Source organism: Microcoleus sp. Pol11C3 (assembly GCF_036701485.1).
Classification (GTDB): domain Bacteria; phylum Cyanobacteriota; class Cyanobacteriia; order Cyanobacteriales; family Microcoleaceae; genus Microcoleus.
Map to the genome: position 1 here is coordinate 12,054 of NZ_JAUBQW010000025.1, position 16,620 is coordinate 28,673.

General features: G+C 45.8%; 10 protein-coding genes. 3 read left to right on the plus strand and 7 right to left on the minus strand.

Going from position 1 to position 16,620, the window contains the following annotated elements; translation table 11 throughout:
* Positions 1-102: 102 nt before the first annotated feature.
* From QUA40_RS08750 to QUA40_RS08770, 5 genes are all read right to left on the minus strand, one after another.
* Positions 103-1,167 (minus strand): aldo/keto reductase, encoded by a 1,065-nt coding sequence (locus QUA40_RS08750; RefSeq protein WP_333124078.1) that lies wholly within the window; start codon positions 1,165-1,167, stop codon positions 103-105.
* A gap of 355 nt (positions 1,168-1,522) precedes the next feature.
* Positions 1,523-3,205, minus strand: coding sequence for a dynamin family protein (locus QUA40_RS08755; protein ID WP_333124081.1), 1,683 nt, complete (start codon positions 3,203-3,205; stop codon positions 1,523-1,525).
* 14 nt (positions 3,206-3,219) lie between these two features.
* Positions 3,220-5,298 (minus strand): dynamin family protein, encoded by a 2,079-nt coding sequence (locus QUA40_RS08760; RefSeq protein WP_333124084.1) that lies wholly within the window; start codon positions 5,296-5,298, stop codon positions 3,220-3,222.
* Positions 5,299-5,331: 33 nt separating this feature from the next.
* Complete coding sequence (locus tag QUA40_RS08765; protein WP_333124086.1) at positions 5,332-5,664, minus strand: hypothetical protein; 333 nt, start codon at positions 5,662-5,664, stop codon at positions 5,332-5,334.
* A gap of 206 nt (positions 5,665-5,870) precedes the next feature.
* On the minus strand, positions 5,871-6,392 hold the full coding sequence (locus QUA40_RS08770; protein WP_333124089.1) for a pentapeptide repeat-containing protein: 522 nt from the start codon (positions 6,390-6,392) through the stop codon (positions 5,871-5,873).
* Positions 6,393-6,620: 228 nt separating this feature from the next.
* On the opposite strand from QUA40_RS08770, the gene QUA40_RS08775 reads away from it, so the two are divergent.
* Positions 6,621-8,159: a SagB/ThcOx family dehydrogenase gene (locus QUA40_RS08775; protein WP_333124091.1), complete on the plus strand. Its 1,539-nt coding sequence runs from the start codon at positions 6,621-6,623 to the stop codon at positions 8,157-8,159.
* Between the two features lie 190 nt (positions 8,160-8,349).
* Here QUA40_RS08775 and mnmE read toward each other — a convergent pair whose 3' ends face one another.
* Positions 8,350-9,735, minus strand: a complete 1,386-nt coding sequence (mnmE, locus tag QUA40_RS08780; RefSeq protein WP_333124094.1) for a tRNA uridine-5-carboxymethylaminomethyl(34) synthesis GTPase MnmE — start codon at positions 9,733-9,735, stop codon at positions 8,350-8,352.
* A gap of 497 nt (positions 9,736-10,232) precedes the next feature.
* On the opposite strand from mnmE, the gene QUA40_RS08785 reads away from it, so the two are divergent.
* Both QUA40_RS08785 and QUA40_RS08790 read left to right on the plus strand, forming a co-directional pair.
* Positions 10,233-12,431, plus strand: a complete 2,199-nt coding sequence (locus QUA40_RS08785; protein WP_333124096.1) for a tetratricopeptide repeat protein — start codon at positions 10,233-10,235, stop codon at positions 12,429-12,431.
* Positions 12,388-14,802, plus strand: a complete 2,415-nt coding sequence (locus QUA40_RS08790) for a tetratricopeptide repeat protein (protein ID WP_333124100.1) — start codon at positions 12,388-12,390, stop codon at positions 14,800-14,802. Before QUA40_RS08785 ends, QUA40_RS08790 begins: the two co-directional genes overlap by 44 nt.
* Positions 14,803-14,975: 173 nt before the next feature.
* On the opposite strand, the gene QUA40_RS08795 is transcribed toward QUA40_RS08790, so the two are convergent.
* The gene (locus QUA40_RS08795; protein ID WP_333124103.1) at positions 14,976-16,409 is read right to left on the minus strand and encodes a protein adenylyltransferase SelO family protein; all 1,434 of its coding nucleotides are present in this window, start codon (positions 16,407-16,409) and stop codon (positions 14,976-14,978) included.
* Positions 16,410-16,620: the final 211 nt, after the last annotated feature.

The window sequence follows — 16,620 nt, forward strand, 5'->3', positions numbered from 1 at the left end:
CAGCCAGATGCGAAAAAACTTGGGGAAGATTTCCCAAATGCTCGCCGCTAGGCTGCGTTTGCTCGGCCTCAAGTCTAGATGTGCTGATGAATACAAAAGCACTTATCCTAGCCACGATGGATTCATGGCGGTACTATCAAATTGGTTAGTAGTTTTATACAGTTCGTATTGCCCTTTTGTCGCCGCCTCGCGAGTGCGAGTCAGCATCGCGGCAACTTGTGCTTGATCCATCGGCTTAAACGTGCGGGCTGCCTCAAACGCTTGATCGAGGAGTTGCATGGTATCAATGCCAGTAATCACAACTGAAGTAGGCAGATTCATCGCATAGTGGAGACATTCGATTGGGGTGACAGTGTTGCTTCTAAGAACGTAGGAATCGCCCATAGATTTCATCCCCAACACACCGATTTGGTTCTTCACCAACACGGGCAGAACTTGTTGTTCAAAACTTCTAAAATGGCCATCCATCACATTTAGTGGCATCTGTACGGCGTCGAAACGGAAATTGTTTTGAGCGGCAATTTCCAGCACTCGCAGGTGAACCAAAGGGTCTTTGTGTCCTGTAAACCCGATGTAGCGAATCTTGCCCGCTTTCTGCGCTTCCACCACAGCTTCCATTGCCCCACCGGGGGCAAAGATGCGATCGGGGTCTTCCATCCGAATAATTTCGTGATGCTGCATCAGGTCGATGCGATCGGTCTGCAACGCCTTCAGTGACTCATCAATCTGCATCATGGCAGCGCCCTTGGTGCGGCCGTCAATCTTGGTCATCAGAAACACCTTTTGCCGGTACCCATCCTTGAGCGCTGCACCCATCCAGCGGTGGCTGCGTCCGTTGTGATAGTCCCAGGAATTGTCCATGAAATTGATGCCACGGTCGATCGCACTGCGGATGAGCTTAATACTTTCTTGCTCCTCTCGAATGCGTCCGATATGGTGTCCCCCTAACCCGATCGCAGACACTCGCTCTCCCGTGCGTCCCAGCGTCCTGTAACTCATCTCGCCGCTTTGGGTTTGACCTTGGGCTACTGCACTTTCAGCGTATACTTGGGTCGGTTCATCTTGAGCTAACAAAGGTTTGAAAAACCCTTCGGAAGCAGCCAGCCCTGCTGCAACCAAACCCGAAGCAGAAGTTACTTTTAACAAATCGCGTCTGCTGATACCCATAAATGTCTCCTTTAAGAAATAACTAGGACTTACTCACAGTATTAGAGGAACAGATGCAAAAAACCTCTATCAAAGTAGGTCACAGAAATCATCCTAAATAGTTAGAAGCAATCTTTTCTCTAGCCTGGGTCTGAGGTGCTTGAGCTATGGAACTGTCTAAAGGAATAAGTCACTGCTAAGTCTCCTTGTGTGCGTGAATACAAAAGCTCTAATGCAAAGTGTTTTAAACACATACAAATATAGACTTTTGCAAAATGTCTAGTGTAACTTGTGGTTATATTCCGAGCGAGCAGTTTCTACTCAGCAAAGAAATTGGTGTTTGGAAGATTCGTACTGGCCGAAATGTCGGTTCGGATCATTTGCCGTTAATTACAGATTTGGTGATTTTAAGGGATGATTCGATATTTTCTAACAAATTATTGATTAACTGTATCTGGTATTCCTGAATATTGGTCTGTAGCGGCTCTTTGCTGTCTTGAAAACAGATAACTTTTCCGGCGATTTCCTTGTAGTGTTGCAGCATGGAAAAAGTATCGGTGCAGAAGCGAGCGAGATAGTGTTTAGCAGCCTCGCTGCAAATTTCGGTTACTTGATTTAGATAAGCTTCTGACGATTCAGGCAGCTTTTCATACCCAGTTCTTTTATTCAAAATATAGCTAGCACCGCCGACTACTGCGGCTCCCACAGGCCCGCCCAACAGCCAACCTAAGCCAGTTGCGATCGCCACTGGAGCCACTTCGCTGTCGATCGACTTTTGAGCTGGAGGTGGTGGCGGTTCCGGTAAGCTGACTTGTGGGGCTGGGGGAAACGAGATCAAAAGGGCGATCGGCTGTTCTTTCTCAAAGAATTCGCAAGCTTTATTTACCCATTCTGCGATCGTTTGCTGCTGATGTAAGGCCTCTCGCTGAAATTTTAGCTTCCACGCATCAAAACTCCCTTCCTGAAGCGACAGCGCCATTTCCGATTGATACCGCTGCAAAAGTGTGGGCTGGTAAAGCCAAATCTCGAATTCGGAAACGCTGGCGTGAAAGCCTTTTGATATCAATTTTTCGGCTTTTTGTTTAATTTCAATTCTGTGCTTGTGCTTTTGTTGAGCTGCGGCTATTTCTGTGGCGACATTTTCAGCTTTGGATCGGAGAGATTGGCAAATTTTAGTAGCTATAGCTTCAATTCTGGGCAACTTAACTGCTAGTTGTTCCTGTTGAGCTGCCACAATACTTTGCAAAGCCGATTCAAAAGAGGCAATTCCCGTAGTTTGGGCGGCCGCCACATCTCCTTTCAGCCTCGCCCTCAAAGCCGGCAAAGCATCGACGCGGTAGATATTGCTGATATTGTTCGGCAAGTTCGAGCGAAAACTTTCGGCAACAAACAACAACCGATTGTAAACTTGTTTTTGCTCGTCTGGTTCCAGTAGATTGAGAAAATTGGCAACAAAGACTACAGTGTTAATTTGGCGATCGCTCAACCAATCTCTCAAATTCTCCCGTTCCCCTAAAGTCATCAATTTGCGAGCATCTAAAACCTGCACAACTAAATCAGCCGTTAGCAATTTATCTCTTACTAAATTATCCTGTTCTTCCCGGTCATTTGTTCCCGGCAAATCCAGCAATTCCACACCCGTTTTTAGGAATGGATGGGGACAGTAAACATTAACGGCCGCCACATCATCCCGCATTTGTCTGGCGTCGTCAAGGATGGCGTAGCGTTTCAACACATCAGTCCCCGGTTCGCTAACTTCTGTGCCGTCTTTAAGGGTAATTTTTGCGTGCAATTCGTCGCCGTAGTTGACATAAATGGCGGCACCTGTAGTGGGCACGAGGTCGATCGGCAAAGCACGATTTCCAAGCAAAGCATTGAGCAAAGTTGACTTGCCGTAATTAAACGGGCCAAAGACAGCAATTTGAAAAGTTGGTTTGGCGAGATAGTCGCAGATTGAGGTTGTATCTCGATAAAGTTGGGAGTTTTTGTCGAGTTCGAGAATACCGAGTGCTGATTTGAGATAGTCTGTCAGGTTTTGATAAATTTCGGGTCGTTGCATATTGTTGTTTTATTTCATTTAGCAGATGCTAGGAAAGATTGATATAGCGATTCAATACTCTGCGACTCGGCAGAAACATCAGCCTCCAATTTTTTCAACCGCTGCGATTCAGCCTGACAATTAATCTCGCGAGATTCCTTTTGTTCGAGCAAATTATCTAACTCAGCTTTCCGAGAATTAATATCCGCATTCATGCGATCGCCCACTTCCCGCCCGTAAACATCAAAACACTCTTTCACAGCATCGTGAATCGGCTGCCACTGCTCTTGAGCCACCTGCGGCAGATATTTCACTAGCTCTTTTTTCGCAGCTTTCACCAACTGTTTATGAGCTCCGTCTGCTTGCAAAACCCCAACACCCATCCCCAACAACGCCAAGTACAGCGGCCCCAAAACAATCCCCGTCAAACTAGCAAGAATCGTACTGACGCTCAACACAGTAATTAAATTGAGCAGAATATTTTTCCAGTCAAAACCCGCTCCTGCCATTGCTACGCCCGCCAGATTTCCGGTCGTTAACGAAAACAATCCCATCGCCCATTTTGCCCAAGCTGGCGAGTTATCTTCGTTCGATGTGCTGACCGCTGCTGGTATTTTTTGCCCCGTCAGTTTTTCTGTGATTTTTTCAGTTACTTTCGTGTAAGATGCTCCGTAATTTGCCGCACTTTGTGAGAGTTGCGAAAATGCTGAATTCATCTCTTGTTCAGCAGTTAGAGTCCAAGCTGCTAGTTTGTCGTTGATGTACTGCTCGAATGCTCGTTTGAGCGATGCTTCAAAAGCTTCTCGCTTGCCTTGGCTGAAGAAATCCAGAAATCTTAGCTCTGGTTGATACCTTAAGAAATCTGTTTCAAAGGTGTTTTCTAAGTTAAGAACGTAGGCGCGGAAAGAATCTGCGATCGCCCGCGATTTACTATCTCTAACTCGGCTAATTTCTTGTTGAAATTCATCGCGAATCTGAGTCAGCTTTTTAAACTCTGGCTCAACTGAATTAATCTTTTCCCTCAACTCATTGACATCGCGATCTAGTAATGGTAGTCGGCGCCCAACAGCTTCCCGGACGCGAGCAGAAATTTGACGCGCCAAAGTCCTCGCCGGACGCAATTCTGAAATCGCCCTTTCCTGGGTTAAAAACGTATTCAGTGCCGCCATAAACTCGGGAAAACCAGTGCCTTCCAAATCCGAATCCGGGTTTTTCATCCGCAACCTGAGCGCCTTAAGTGAGGTAATTGGAAACACTCGCTCGTCGTAAATATCATGTCCTTCGGTTAAACAATATTCAGCCAAATTAACTTGGAAAACGCGCCGCAGTTTCCCTTCTGCTTCTGCCATTTCTTCCGGATCGTCCGGGTCAATCAAACTTTCCCGCACCTGATCCCAAGCATTGATCAGAAAGAAAATGCTCAAACCGCGACCTTTAATGTAATTTTCTAAATAACGTCTTTCCCCCATTGTGCAAGGCTGAGTTGCCCTGAGCACAAACAAAATAGCGTGGCAGTTGTTGATGTAACCCAGAGATAATTCATTGCGGGCTTCTGTATCGTTCAGTCCAGGACTGTCTACTATTTCTATGCCTTTTTCCAGCAAAGGTAAGGGATATTCTACTACGGCGCAGTCTATATCTGGAAATGCTGGTTTCTTTTCTTCTTCTAAGCGTTTGGCCTCAGCGGGGTCAATTGTGTAGTTCTGTTTGAAACTTTTAAAATCTAGCTGTTTGGGGCTTTTGCCGTCATTGAAATAAACGGTAACATTTTTTTCTGAACCATAGCGCAAAATCGTCAGCAAAGCTGTACAGGGATTTACATCGCTGGGCAGTAAGTTTTCCCCAATTAACGCATTGAGAAAAGTGCTTTTTCCGCGTTTCATGTCGCCTAGCACTAGCAGCCGAAAGACTCCTTGGCGCAAGTTTTTACTGGCGACATCGATGTCAGCGTTGTCTGTTTCTAAACCGAGTTTTCCCGATGCTTCTCCTCCTGCTAATTCTGATTGCTTGATGGCTGTCGCGATGTTGCTGAGGCGATCGGCAATTTCTCGGCGGACGGCGGCTACTCGCTCTAAATCGTTGAGAAAGTTGCTAGTTTCTACTTTAAGGTTCATGGGTATTTCCTGATAGTTTCCTGCTTGAGATTTTCAACTTCTGTCTTCTTCAATAAACATTTTGTAAGCGATAAAAGCAATGCCTCCGACTATCAGGGCGGCTGCCAGCCAAGATGCTATGCGAACTGCAACGATAACAGCAATGACAATGCCTGTAAATTGAGCGGCTGCTATAATTTTTCGGCGCCACTGTTTAAGTTTGCCGTTAACTTGGCTGTCTGGTTCTTGGTACTTGCTTGTTATATGTTCTGGCACTGAGCGTTCGATGTCTGCTTCTAGTTCGCGAAGCCGAATTTCTTGTTCACGCTTCCGCAGTTCTTGTTCTTTGTGCCGGAGTTCTCTTGCTTTTTTGTCGGGAGAATTCATAAATTTTACCCGGTTTGCTGGTTGCAAAGTGTGTTATTTATTGTCAATTTTGCTGATCGATAATTTTTTTACAACTGTAACTCACATTTTCCCCTGTGTCGATAGATGTTAAGAAATGTAAAAAAGGGCGATTCCCTACGGGATAGCTACGCTTCACGACTAATTAAGCCGATCTCCCTAGGTACTAGACTAGGCGCTGGGAATCATCAATATCCTTCGGGGCCGATGGTAGTGCGATCACACTCCGCTTCCGACAAATCAACCAAGCGCGATCGAAATAAGTTGCAGCCCGCTAATTGAGCTTTGGTTAACTTTGCTTTCTCCAAATTAGCTCGGCTCAAATCCGCATATCTCAAATCGGCATTCGTCAAATCTGCATTGTACAAATCCGCACCTTGCAAATTAACTTTCTGCAAATTGGCACCTTGCAAATTGGCGTGGCGCAAATTTGCTCTTGATAAATTTGCTCTTGATAAATTTGCTTCCGACAAGTTAGCTTGATAAAGTTGAATGTCGCCCAATTCAGCATCTTGCAAATCAGTTTTATAAAGATTGGCTTCAGTCAAATTTCCGTAGGGCAAATAAGCTCGCCTCAGAATGCTACCCGAAAGATTTATTTCCGCCAAATTTGCTTGAAACAAGTTATCTTCACTTAAGTCAACGGCGTTAAAGTTTCGCTTGCCCTCAGCATACTGAGCCAGCAATTCTTCAGCGCTTAGCTTTTGCATTTTCATCCCTTTATGACGACAGCTATTGCAGCTAATCCATAACAGTAATTAATGGGTATTAATCTGTGTATTTATACTTAGGCATTATTTTATGTTAAGCTTGTGTAACAACAATCTCATTTTTTCTAAGATTTTTTTTATATTTGTAAAATTCTGCCTAGCTCGACCAGTAAGCGGTCGGTAATGTCAAGATCGATCAAGAAACCAAAGTCAATCATCTCCACAAATATGCCAGAACTTCCTCCTTCCATTGCTCAGCACTACCACGAACGGACGAAATACGATCCTGAAACCATTGCTGCTAAAAGCAAACAGCTAGATTGGACAGAGCAACCTGTGCCGTTCAAAGAATATAAAATTGGAGCGTATTTTGATCTCAAGCCTTATTTAAAAGACCCCTCGGAAGATTCCGATGCCGATCCCGATGCCGGTTGGTGGCATCGGTTATCCAGTTTGTTGCTGTGCAGTTACGGGTTGACGGCGAAAGTGCAAACGGTAGACGACAGCTACCTGTATTTGCGATCGGCACCGTCGGCGGGCGGGCTCTACCCTGCTGAGGTTTATTTAATCTCCCGTGGCACTCCGCAGTTGCCGGCGGGACTTTACAACTATCAGTGCAGAACTCATTCACTTGTTCATTTTTGGGACAGTCAAGTTTGGCCATCATTGCAAGCAGCTTGTTTCCAGTCGCCAGCGCTAGAAAACACCCAATTGGCGATCGCCATTACCACTGTTTTTTTCCGTTCTTCTTGGCGTTACGAAGACCGAGCTTATCGGCGAATTTTCCTAGACACCGGTCATTTATTGAGCAATATCGAGTTAGCTTGCGCCGTCAACGATTACCGACCTCACCTGATTGGAGGATTCGCCGACGAAGCTGTCAATGAATTACTGTACATCGACTCGGAGCAAGAAGGAGCGATTTGTGTAGTTGCTTTAGCCGACTTGCTAGATATTGACCAAAACTTGCCTAAATTTAAAACCGCTTTGCCCGGAAACACCACCACAGATTACCCGAACATTTCCGAAGGTCAACTGTTAAAATACCTCCACAAAGCTACGCATTTAGACTCAGACCCTACCGGAGCGGATGGCTGGAAACTTGATGAAAGTGAAGGGGAATTAGAGGATAAATACAACTTTCCTTTTTGTACTAAAGTTTCGACGGTCACTCCTTCTATTCCTTGGGGAGTGAACCTGGAAACTTTAGAAAACACTATGCTCAAACGGCGTTCGACTCGTGCTTATACAGGTGCTTCTTTGAGCTTGGGCGAACTGCTAGCTATGCTCGATTTTACTTACCAGCCCCAGCACTATATCGACCAAGGATTAGACGGTTCTCCAGACTATTTCGATCTAAGTTTAATCGAAACTTTTATTGCTGTTTCGGGAGTGAATGGGTTAGAAGAAGGCTGTTACTATTACGCTCCGAAAGCTCAAGAATTGCGGCAAATTAGGTTTAAAAATTTCCGCCGAGAATTGCATTTTTTGTGTTTGGGGCAAGACTTGGGCAGAGATGCGGGGGCGCTGTTGTTTCACACGGCGGATTTGAACAGGGCTGTAGCAAAATATGGCGATCGAGTTTACCGCTATTTGCACATGGACGCGGGTCATTTGGGCCAGCGGTTAAATTTAGCAGCTATTCAACTGCGTTTGGGTGTCAGCGGTATCGCGGGCTTTTTTGACGATCGCGTCAATGACGTTCTCGGTATTCCTGCGGGTGAGGCGGTGCTTTATATTACAACTCTGGGAAGACCTCGATCGTAAGAATGAGTCAATCGATTTTAGATTTTAGATTTTTGATGGAAGAATTGGCCTTGCTGATTTACGGTATGAACGACTCAATCTGCAAAAAATGAAACAAGCGAGTCAGTCAATTTTCTGAAGTTTCAACTTATAGGGTAAGGTGCACATTGCCAACCTGCAATATAGAGGTTTTACGTAACTCCTGCCATTGCTATTTCCCAATGCAAAACCTGCTAAATATTCTGTCGAGCACTGATTCTGTCACTTCTTCGCCCGTAACTTCCCCCAATGCTTGAATTGCACCGCGCAAATCTATTGTCCAGAAATCTAAAGGCAATTTGTTGCTAATAGTATCCGTGCATTGTTCCAGAGAAATTTTTGCTTTGGTTAACGCCGCTGCTTGCCGCTGGTTGATTGCTAAGTCTGAGTTTGCTGCTTGCAAATCTCCCCCGCTGACGGCATCTAAAATTGCTGTTTCTAAGTCTTCTATGCCTCGATCGAGGGCGGCGGCTGCGGCAACTATTTGGTAAATCTCAGAGGAAAAAGGTAGTTCTGGGATTGTTTTTACTAGGTCGATTTTGTTGATAATTATAATTAGCTGGCGGTGCTTTACTTGTTCGTAAATTTCCGAATCTTCCTCCGTCCAACCAGATTCTGCGTCAATTGTCAACAACACTAAATCGGCTTGTTTTGCTGCGGCGCGCGATCGCTCAACGCCAATTTTTTCTACCTTGTCTTCGGTTTCTCGAATGCCCGCAGTATCGAGCACTTGCACCGGAATGCCGCCCACAACTAGCTGCGATTCTACCACATCCCGCGTCGTTCCGGGCAAATCTGTGACGATCGCCCGATCGCTCTTACTCCACGCATTCAACAAACTCGATTTTCCCACATTCGGCCGCCCAACAATCGCTACTTTCAAACCGCTTCTCAACAATTCTCCGCGATCAGCCGTTGCCAAAATTGTTGACAATTCCGCCAAAACCTGGTTTATTTCCAAACAAGTTTTAGCTTCATCTAAAGGCGGCAAATCTTCCTCAAAATCAATTCTCGCCTCAATTTCTGCCAGCACGTCCAAACAAGTTGTTCTAAGTTGACGAATTGGCTGCGCTAATTTTCCCTGCAAACCAGCCAAAGCACTTTGTGCAGCAGCAGGCGATTTTGCTCCCACCAAATCTGAGATACTTTCAGCTTGAGTTAAATCGAGCCTCCCGTTCAAAAAAGCCCGCAGCGAAAACTCTCCCGGTGCGGCCAATCTCGCCCCATTTTCCAAACACAACTGCAAGACTTGCTGCACGGCCATAATACCGCCGTGACATTGAAATTCCACCACATCTTCGCGAGTAAAAGAACGCGGTGCTTTCATGATTAACAATAAAGCTTCATCAACTAATTCTTGAGTTTTGGGGCGACGGATATGACCGTAAAGAATGCGGTGAGACTCCCAGATTTGCCGTCCTGGGGCGCGAAATAGAGTTTCGGCAATTTTTAAGGCTGCGGAACCGGAAACTCGCACAATGCCGACGCTGCCTTGTTGGGGAACTATGGCAGTGGCGATCGCTGCGATCGTTCCTCCTTTTGTTAGTGATTCAGACATTTTTATTGTTTACACATTCCAAAGCGATCTCAATCTCCTTATTTTGACTGTCAGGCAATGGGTTCTCCGTATTCGAGGGTATAAATCTCTGGTTCGTCATTCAAAAATTTAAAATAGCCGCCCTTTTGGGCAAGCTGTACGAGTTCCTGAGTCAAAGGGTAGGGGAGATTTTTTAATATTTTTCCTGCAAGCGCTAATTGCTAGTCGGCTGTGAGAGACAGAATAACTTGAATTCACGATTTAACCAGTTGTACATTCATTTGACTTACCTCCGACCAGATTGTTAAATTATACATATCTCATTGACAGGATAAACAATTTCAGCGATTTTTTTGCCAAGATATTAGAAGAGCGCGGCTGCTGCTGGGACTTGGATCGCCAATCCGATCGCCGGTTCGCCCAGTCACGGCTCTATCCAACTTAAATTACTCAGCCAAACGTTTTTGTTATCCTTATTTCATGCCATAATCGAACATTAACAGGGTAGAGGGCAAAGCATGATTGGTCAACTTCTCGACAGACGTTACCGCATCATTAAAGTCACAGACTCAAGTGAGGTGGGAAAAACTTATCTAGCAGCAGATACTCACCGTCCCGGGTATCCGCAATGCACGGTTAGAGAAATGCGACTCCCCGGCACAAGTTCGCAAACTCCCGAATTAGTCAAAGTTATATTTCAAAGAAACGCAGAAATAATTGAGAAATTGGGAAAACACGACAAAATCCCCGAATTATTGGCGTATTTTGAGGAAAATCAAAGTTTATACTTAATTGAAGAATTTATTGCCGGCTCACCTTTAAGTAAAGAACTAATCCCCGGTGAACCTTGGGATGAAGACAAAGTAATTGCTCTGCTATCAGAAATATTAGAAATTTTGGTGTTCATACACGGGAAAGGTTTCATTCACCGCAGAATTCAACCAGACAGAGCTATCCGGCGCGAGTCTGACGGCAAAGTTGTGTTGGTTGACTTTAGCTTAGACAAAGAAATTAACCCGGAACTGGCTAACTGTCATTTGTTGGCGCAAACCTCCCCTAACTCTGTTAAACGGCATGAGGCAAAAAAACAGGATTTGGCGACCCAGGAGTTATACGTGCCGATCGAGCAATCGATCGGCAGCCCCCATTATAATAGCGACATTTACGCTCTAGGTACGATCGCCCAGCTTGCCGTGACGGGACTCTCACCCAACGAACTGAGTGCCTTAAAAAACAACAAAGGCGAAATTCCGTGGAGAAATCGGGCAACTTGTTCACCTGCCCTAGCAGATATTATCGATCAAATGGTGCGCCCCGACTGCGAGGAACGCTATCAGGAGGCTGCCGAAGTTTTGGCAGACCTCAAACAAATCGCCGTAAAATGGGAGGTTGAGCCGCCGCCAGCCACAATCATCACGGACGCTATGAGTAAACCGCCGAGACAAAGCCAAACCAGACTGCTGCTATTGGCTGCAACAGCGGCAGCTTTAATCTTGACAGCAGTCATAATTTACTTTTGGCAGAGTCAAAGTCCGGCGAGGGCAAAAGAATTGTTAGCCCGCGGGGCTACCAAGGCGCAACAAGGGGACAAAACAGGCGCGATCGCCGATTATACCCAAGCGATTGCCATTAATACCAGCGATGCGGAAACTTACTACAAGCGGGCCAACGCTCGCTACGACATGGGCGCCACCGATCAAGCAATACAGGATTACACGCAAGCAATTAAAGTCAATCCCAGCCACACCAAAGCCATCTACAATCGAGGTCTGGCCCGCCTTGACACCGGGGACAAGCGGGGGGCCGTGGAAGATTTCACCCAAGTAGTGCGACTGAATCCCAACGACGGTGAGGCATACTCTCAGCGGGGCTTAGCCTACTACGATTTGGGCGACTACCGCACGGCAATTGAAGACTACACTCAGGCAATTCGGCTCAGTCCCAACGATGCTACAGCTTACAGCAATCGGGGTTTAGCTCGATCGGCCGCGGGCGACAAAACAGGAGCAATGGCAGATTTTACCCAAGCGATTCAAATTAGCCCCAAACAAGCTAGCGTTTACTACAGTCGCGGTCGCTCGCGGTTTAATCTGGCAGATTATCAAGGAGCGATGGAAGATTATAGTAAGGCGATCGAATTGCAACCAGAGCTAGCTGATGCTTATACCAATCGGTGCAGCGCTTACTTAAATTTGGCAACCTACGACAAAGCGATTGCAGATTGCACCCGAGCAATTAGCCTCGATCCCAAAGATGAAGCAGCTTACAACAACCGCTGCATTGCTTATCTGAATTTAAAACAATTTCAAAAGGCCAGCGAAGATTGCAGTTTGACGATCGGACTCAACAGCAACAATCCCAAAGCATACAGCAATCGAGGATTAGCTCGATCGGCTTCGGGAGACAAGCAGGGGGCTGTAGAAGATTTTACTCAAGCAATTCGGCTCAATCCCAGCGATGCAGTAGCTTACAGCAATCGCGGTACTATTTACTCAGAACTAAAAAATTATCCTTTAGCGGTTGAGGATTTCGCTCACTCGCTGCGGCTCAACCCCAACAATGCTAGCGCTTTTTACAGCCGAGGACTCGTCCGCCGCCAACTCAAAGACCGTGCTGGGGCGATCGACGATTTTCAGAAAGCTGCAACGCTTTTTCTAGAACAAGGAAGAGCCGATGGTTTCCAAAACGCACAAGCACAAATCAACGATCCTAAATAAGCTATTAGTCGTCAATCAGATGTTAAAAAAAGAACAAAAAAGGAAGAAGGAAGAAGGAAGAAGGAAGAAGGAAGACAGCCAAATTACCAATTCCCCGTTACCAACTCCCCGTTACCAACTCCCCGTTACCAACTCCCCATTACCACCTCCCCGTTACCAATTCCCAATTCCCGATATGAACATGGTTGGTCAACTTTTAGACAGGCGTTATCGCGTAGTGCAAATTCTCAGTTCAGGAGCTTTTGGACAAACTTATTTAGCTGTCGATACTCGCCGGCCGGGCCACCCTCAATGTGTAGTCAAACAACTTCGCCCCCCCAGCAACACTTCCGCAGTTCTCAAAACAGCTTACCGCTTATTTAAACAAGAAGCAGAAATATTAGAAAAATTGGGAAAACACGATCAAATCCCCTTTTTACTAGCTTATTTTGAAGAAGGAAATCAATTCTATCTCGTCGAAGAGTTTGTACCCGGACACGCCCTAAATAGGGAAATTGTGGCCGGTCAACCTTGGCGGGAAGAACGAGTGCTGGATCTGTTGGAAGAAGTGTTACAAGTTATCGCTTTCGTACACTCTCAAGGAGTGATTCATCGCGATGTTAATCCCTCCAACTTAATCCGCCGCAAACCAGACGGCAAATTAGTTTTAATTGACTTCGGTTCCGTTAAAGAAGTTGCGAGTCACGTCAGTGACTACGATACAGAATTTCCGCGCACCATTGCTACTGGAACTCCGGCTTATATGCCGATCGAACAATTTCAAGGCAACCCGCAATTTAGCAGTGACCTCTATGCAGTCGGGATGATGGCAGTCCAAGCTATCACTGGTTTACCCGGTACGGATTTGCCAAAATTGCAAGATCCGAGTCCTTCTCATACCGGGGAAATTGTTTGGCGCAACCGATCTCAATGTTCTGTGGGATTAGCCAATATAATTGACAAAATGGTCTGTCACCAATTTGCCAAACGCTATCAATCAGCAGAGGAAGTTTTGGTAGCTCTCAGCAAGTTGAGACACCGCCAAGAGCCTGTGAATACGGCTCACAAGAAAAGTAGTGCTCCCAGCTTAGTGTCTTCTGATCGTTTTTATTCACGTTTGGGAAGTCGATTTTGGTTGCTGATTTTGGCGGGAGTCGGGGCGGCAATAGTTCTGATATTTCTGTTTAGTTATTGGAGCCGCCCGAATCCGATTAAAGCTAAGGAATATTACGAACAGGGAGTAGAAAAGTCTCGCAATCAAGATGCGGAGGGAGCTTTGCAGGCTTTTAATCAGTCAATTCAATTGAATCCTAAAAATGCTGAGAGTTTTTACCAGCGCGGTAATGCTAATTATGATTTAAAACAGTATCAAGAAGCAATTGCGGATTATTCTCAGGCGATCGCTCTCAATCCTAAATATGTTCAGGCTTATTTTAACCGCGGGCTAGCCCGTCACGATTTTAACGACAAGCGCGGGGCGATTGAGGATTACACTCAAGCTTTGAATCTCCAGCCCAAGGATGCTGATACATATTATGAAAGAGGAGTTACTTATTTAGAACTGCAAGACTACAAGATGGCTATTCAGGATTTTACCGAAGTAATTCGGTTGCAGCCGAACCTTGTTAAAGCTTATCATTCGCGGGGGTTGGCTCGTGCTGGGAGCGGCGATTTGCAGGGGGGGATTGGAGATTATACTGAGGCAATTAAACTTGATCCTAAGAATGTTGATGCTTTTTACAGTCGGGGGAGAGCTCGCTTTCACCTAGGAGATTATCAGGGAGCTTTGGCGGATTATTCTCAGGTAATTGCGATCGAGCCCAAGAGTGCAGATGCTTACGCTAATCGTTGCAGCACGCAGTTGAATTTGGCAGCGCATCAAGCGGCAATTGACGATTGCACTAAGGCAATTTCGCTGAGCGATGAGAATGGGGTTCCTTACAACAATCGCTGCATTGCTTATTTAAATTTGAAGGATTATCCCAAAGCAATTGCCGATTGCACTCAAGCGCTGAAAGTGAATCCGAATGATTATAATGCTTATAACAATCGTGCTTTAGCTCGCAGCGCAGCAGGTGACGCGCAGGGGGCGATCGCAGATTTTACAGCAGCAATCGGGTTCAATCCCAACAATGCTGAAGCTTACGCCAATCGGGCTAAGATTTATCAGGAGTTAAAGAATTACAACAGTGCGATCGCCGATTATGTGCAAGCTATTCGGATCAGTCCGAATTATGCTGGTGCTTACTACGGTAGAGGTATGGTTCGCCGCTCCTTGGGAGACAAAGCAGGAGCGATTAGCGATTTAGAAAAAGCCGGCAAAATGTTTCTAGATCAAGGACTTACTGGCGGTTACAAAGATGCACAATTTGAGATTGAAAAGCTCAAGTAGTCATTAGTCATTAGTCATTAGTCATTAGTCATTATTTCTCGGTGTTATATTTCTTATGCGGCCGATTTTTATAATCTCAGATGGCTCCGGGGCTGGTTCACACTAATCTTTAATACCAACAGAAAATGCAGGTGAACCAGCCCCCGAGCGCTATTAAGACCAGCTATTATTAATCAATTTTCTGGGTCTTGAAGTCGTTTAACCAACTCATAAAACGGTTCCCAATTATCCTCAATAGCTATGGCTTCCCAAACAGCCTCAATCGTCGGTCTCAAGAGCGATTGTTCGGGATTGTGCCTGAGCAACCTGTCCGCCATTTTGTCCATATCATCCGCCGACAAACTTTGCAAAACGTGATAATAAAACTGTCGCCAAGGTGCTATCAACTCCGCCGGTTCCGCCTCAGCAAAAATTTGACTAGCATCCTCTCGCCAAGTGCGATCGAACTGTCTTCGCAGTTCAAAAAAGAAATCGTGATACTCAACTTGAGACTCCGCCAGCATTTTAATTGTCACCTTCAACAACTCATCTCCCTCCGCTTCTGGCAAATCCTCAAATCCCAATCTATTGAGCATCAACCGCCGATAAGCTGCATTATAATACTCGCCAAACTTTGCCAAAGCAGCATCCATATCAGCTTGAGGAATCGCCGCTGCTAGCGGTTCCTGGAGCTTCTCTAAATTCCCCTTACAAATAAACGGTTGATTGCCGTAACAATACAGACCGTAATGGTCGAAATAAGCTGCTGTAAATTCCGGCTTGTAAGTTGGGATAAAAGCGAAAGGCCCGTAATCGAAACTTTCTCCCGTAATCGACATATTATCAGTATTCAGCACAGCGTGGCAAAATCCTGCTGCCATCCACTGAGCGACTAATTCAGCTACTCGCTGGACTAAATCTGCATAAAATAGCGCATATTTTTCTGCAGGCGAAACACCGGCATTAGTTGTTTCTAAATGCAGTTCAGGATAGTAATATTCAATAACAAAATCTAAAAGTTTTTTAATTAAATCCGGGCGGCGGATATAGTGCAACCTTTCAAAAGTTCCAAACCGGATATGAGAATGACTGAAACGTATCATTACGGACGATCGCGTCGGAGATGGTTCGTCGCCTCGCCACAAAGCATCACCCGTTTCAACTAAACTAAAACACCGAGATGTCCGAACTCCCAATCGGTGCAAAGCTTCGGCTGCTAAAACTTCGCGAACTCCCCCTTTGAGAGTGAGTCTACCGTCACCGCCGCGCGAGTAGGGAGTGCGGCCGGAACCTTTAGTACCGAAGTCGTAAAGTCTGCCGTCAGTCCCGCGAACTTGGCCGTATAAGAAGCCTCTACCGTCGCCTAAATTGGGGTTATATGCGTTGAATTGATAGCCGTGATAGCGGAGTGCGAGAAAGGGGCGGACGCAGTGAAATTCGCCGAACGCTTCGATAAAATGTTGGTCGGTTACTTGTGCGGGGTCTAAACCCAATATCGGCAATAATTTGTCGTTGCGGAAGCGGAGAATGTGTTGCGGAAAATCGGCAGCAGGGACTTCATCAAAATAGTCGCCACCGAGGGATTCGATGGCGGGTTCGTAGTTGAGGGAAAGCAAGGGATTTGACATTTTTTTATTTTATCTTGAAATTGGCGATCGCTCCAAATTATATACGGGTAAGGTGGGGACTGCATGGGTGTCCACAATCACCTCAAATCTTTTTTCTCTCTTGTTTATAGCCGAGTTCGATCCCCTAGCTTCCGAGGGCTGTTTCATACTCAAACTTTAGCTATCCTAAAATTTGACCATGAAACATTAATGTCTTCCTCGCACAAGAAAA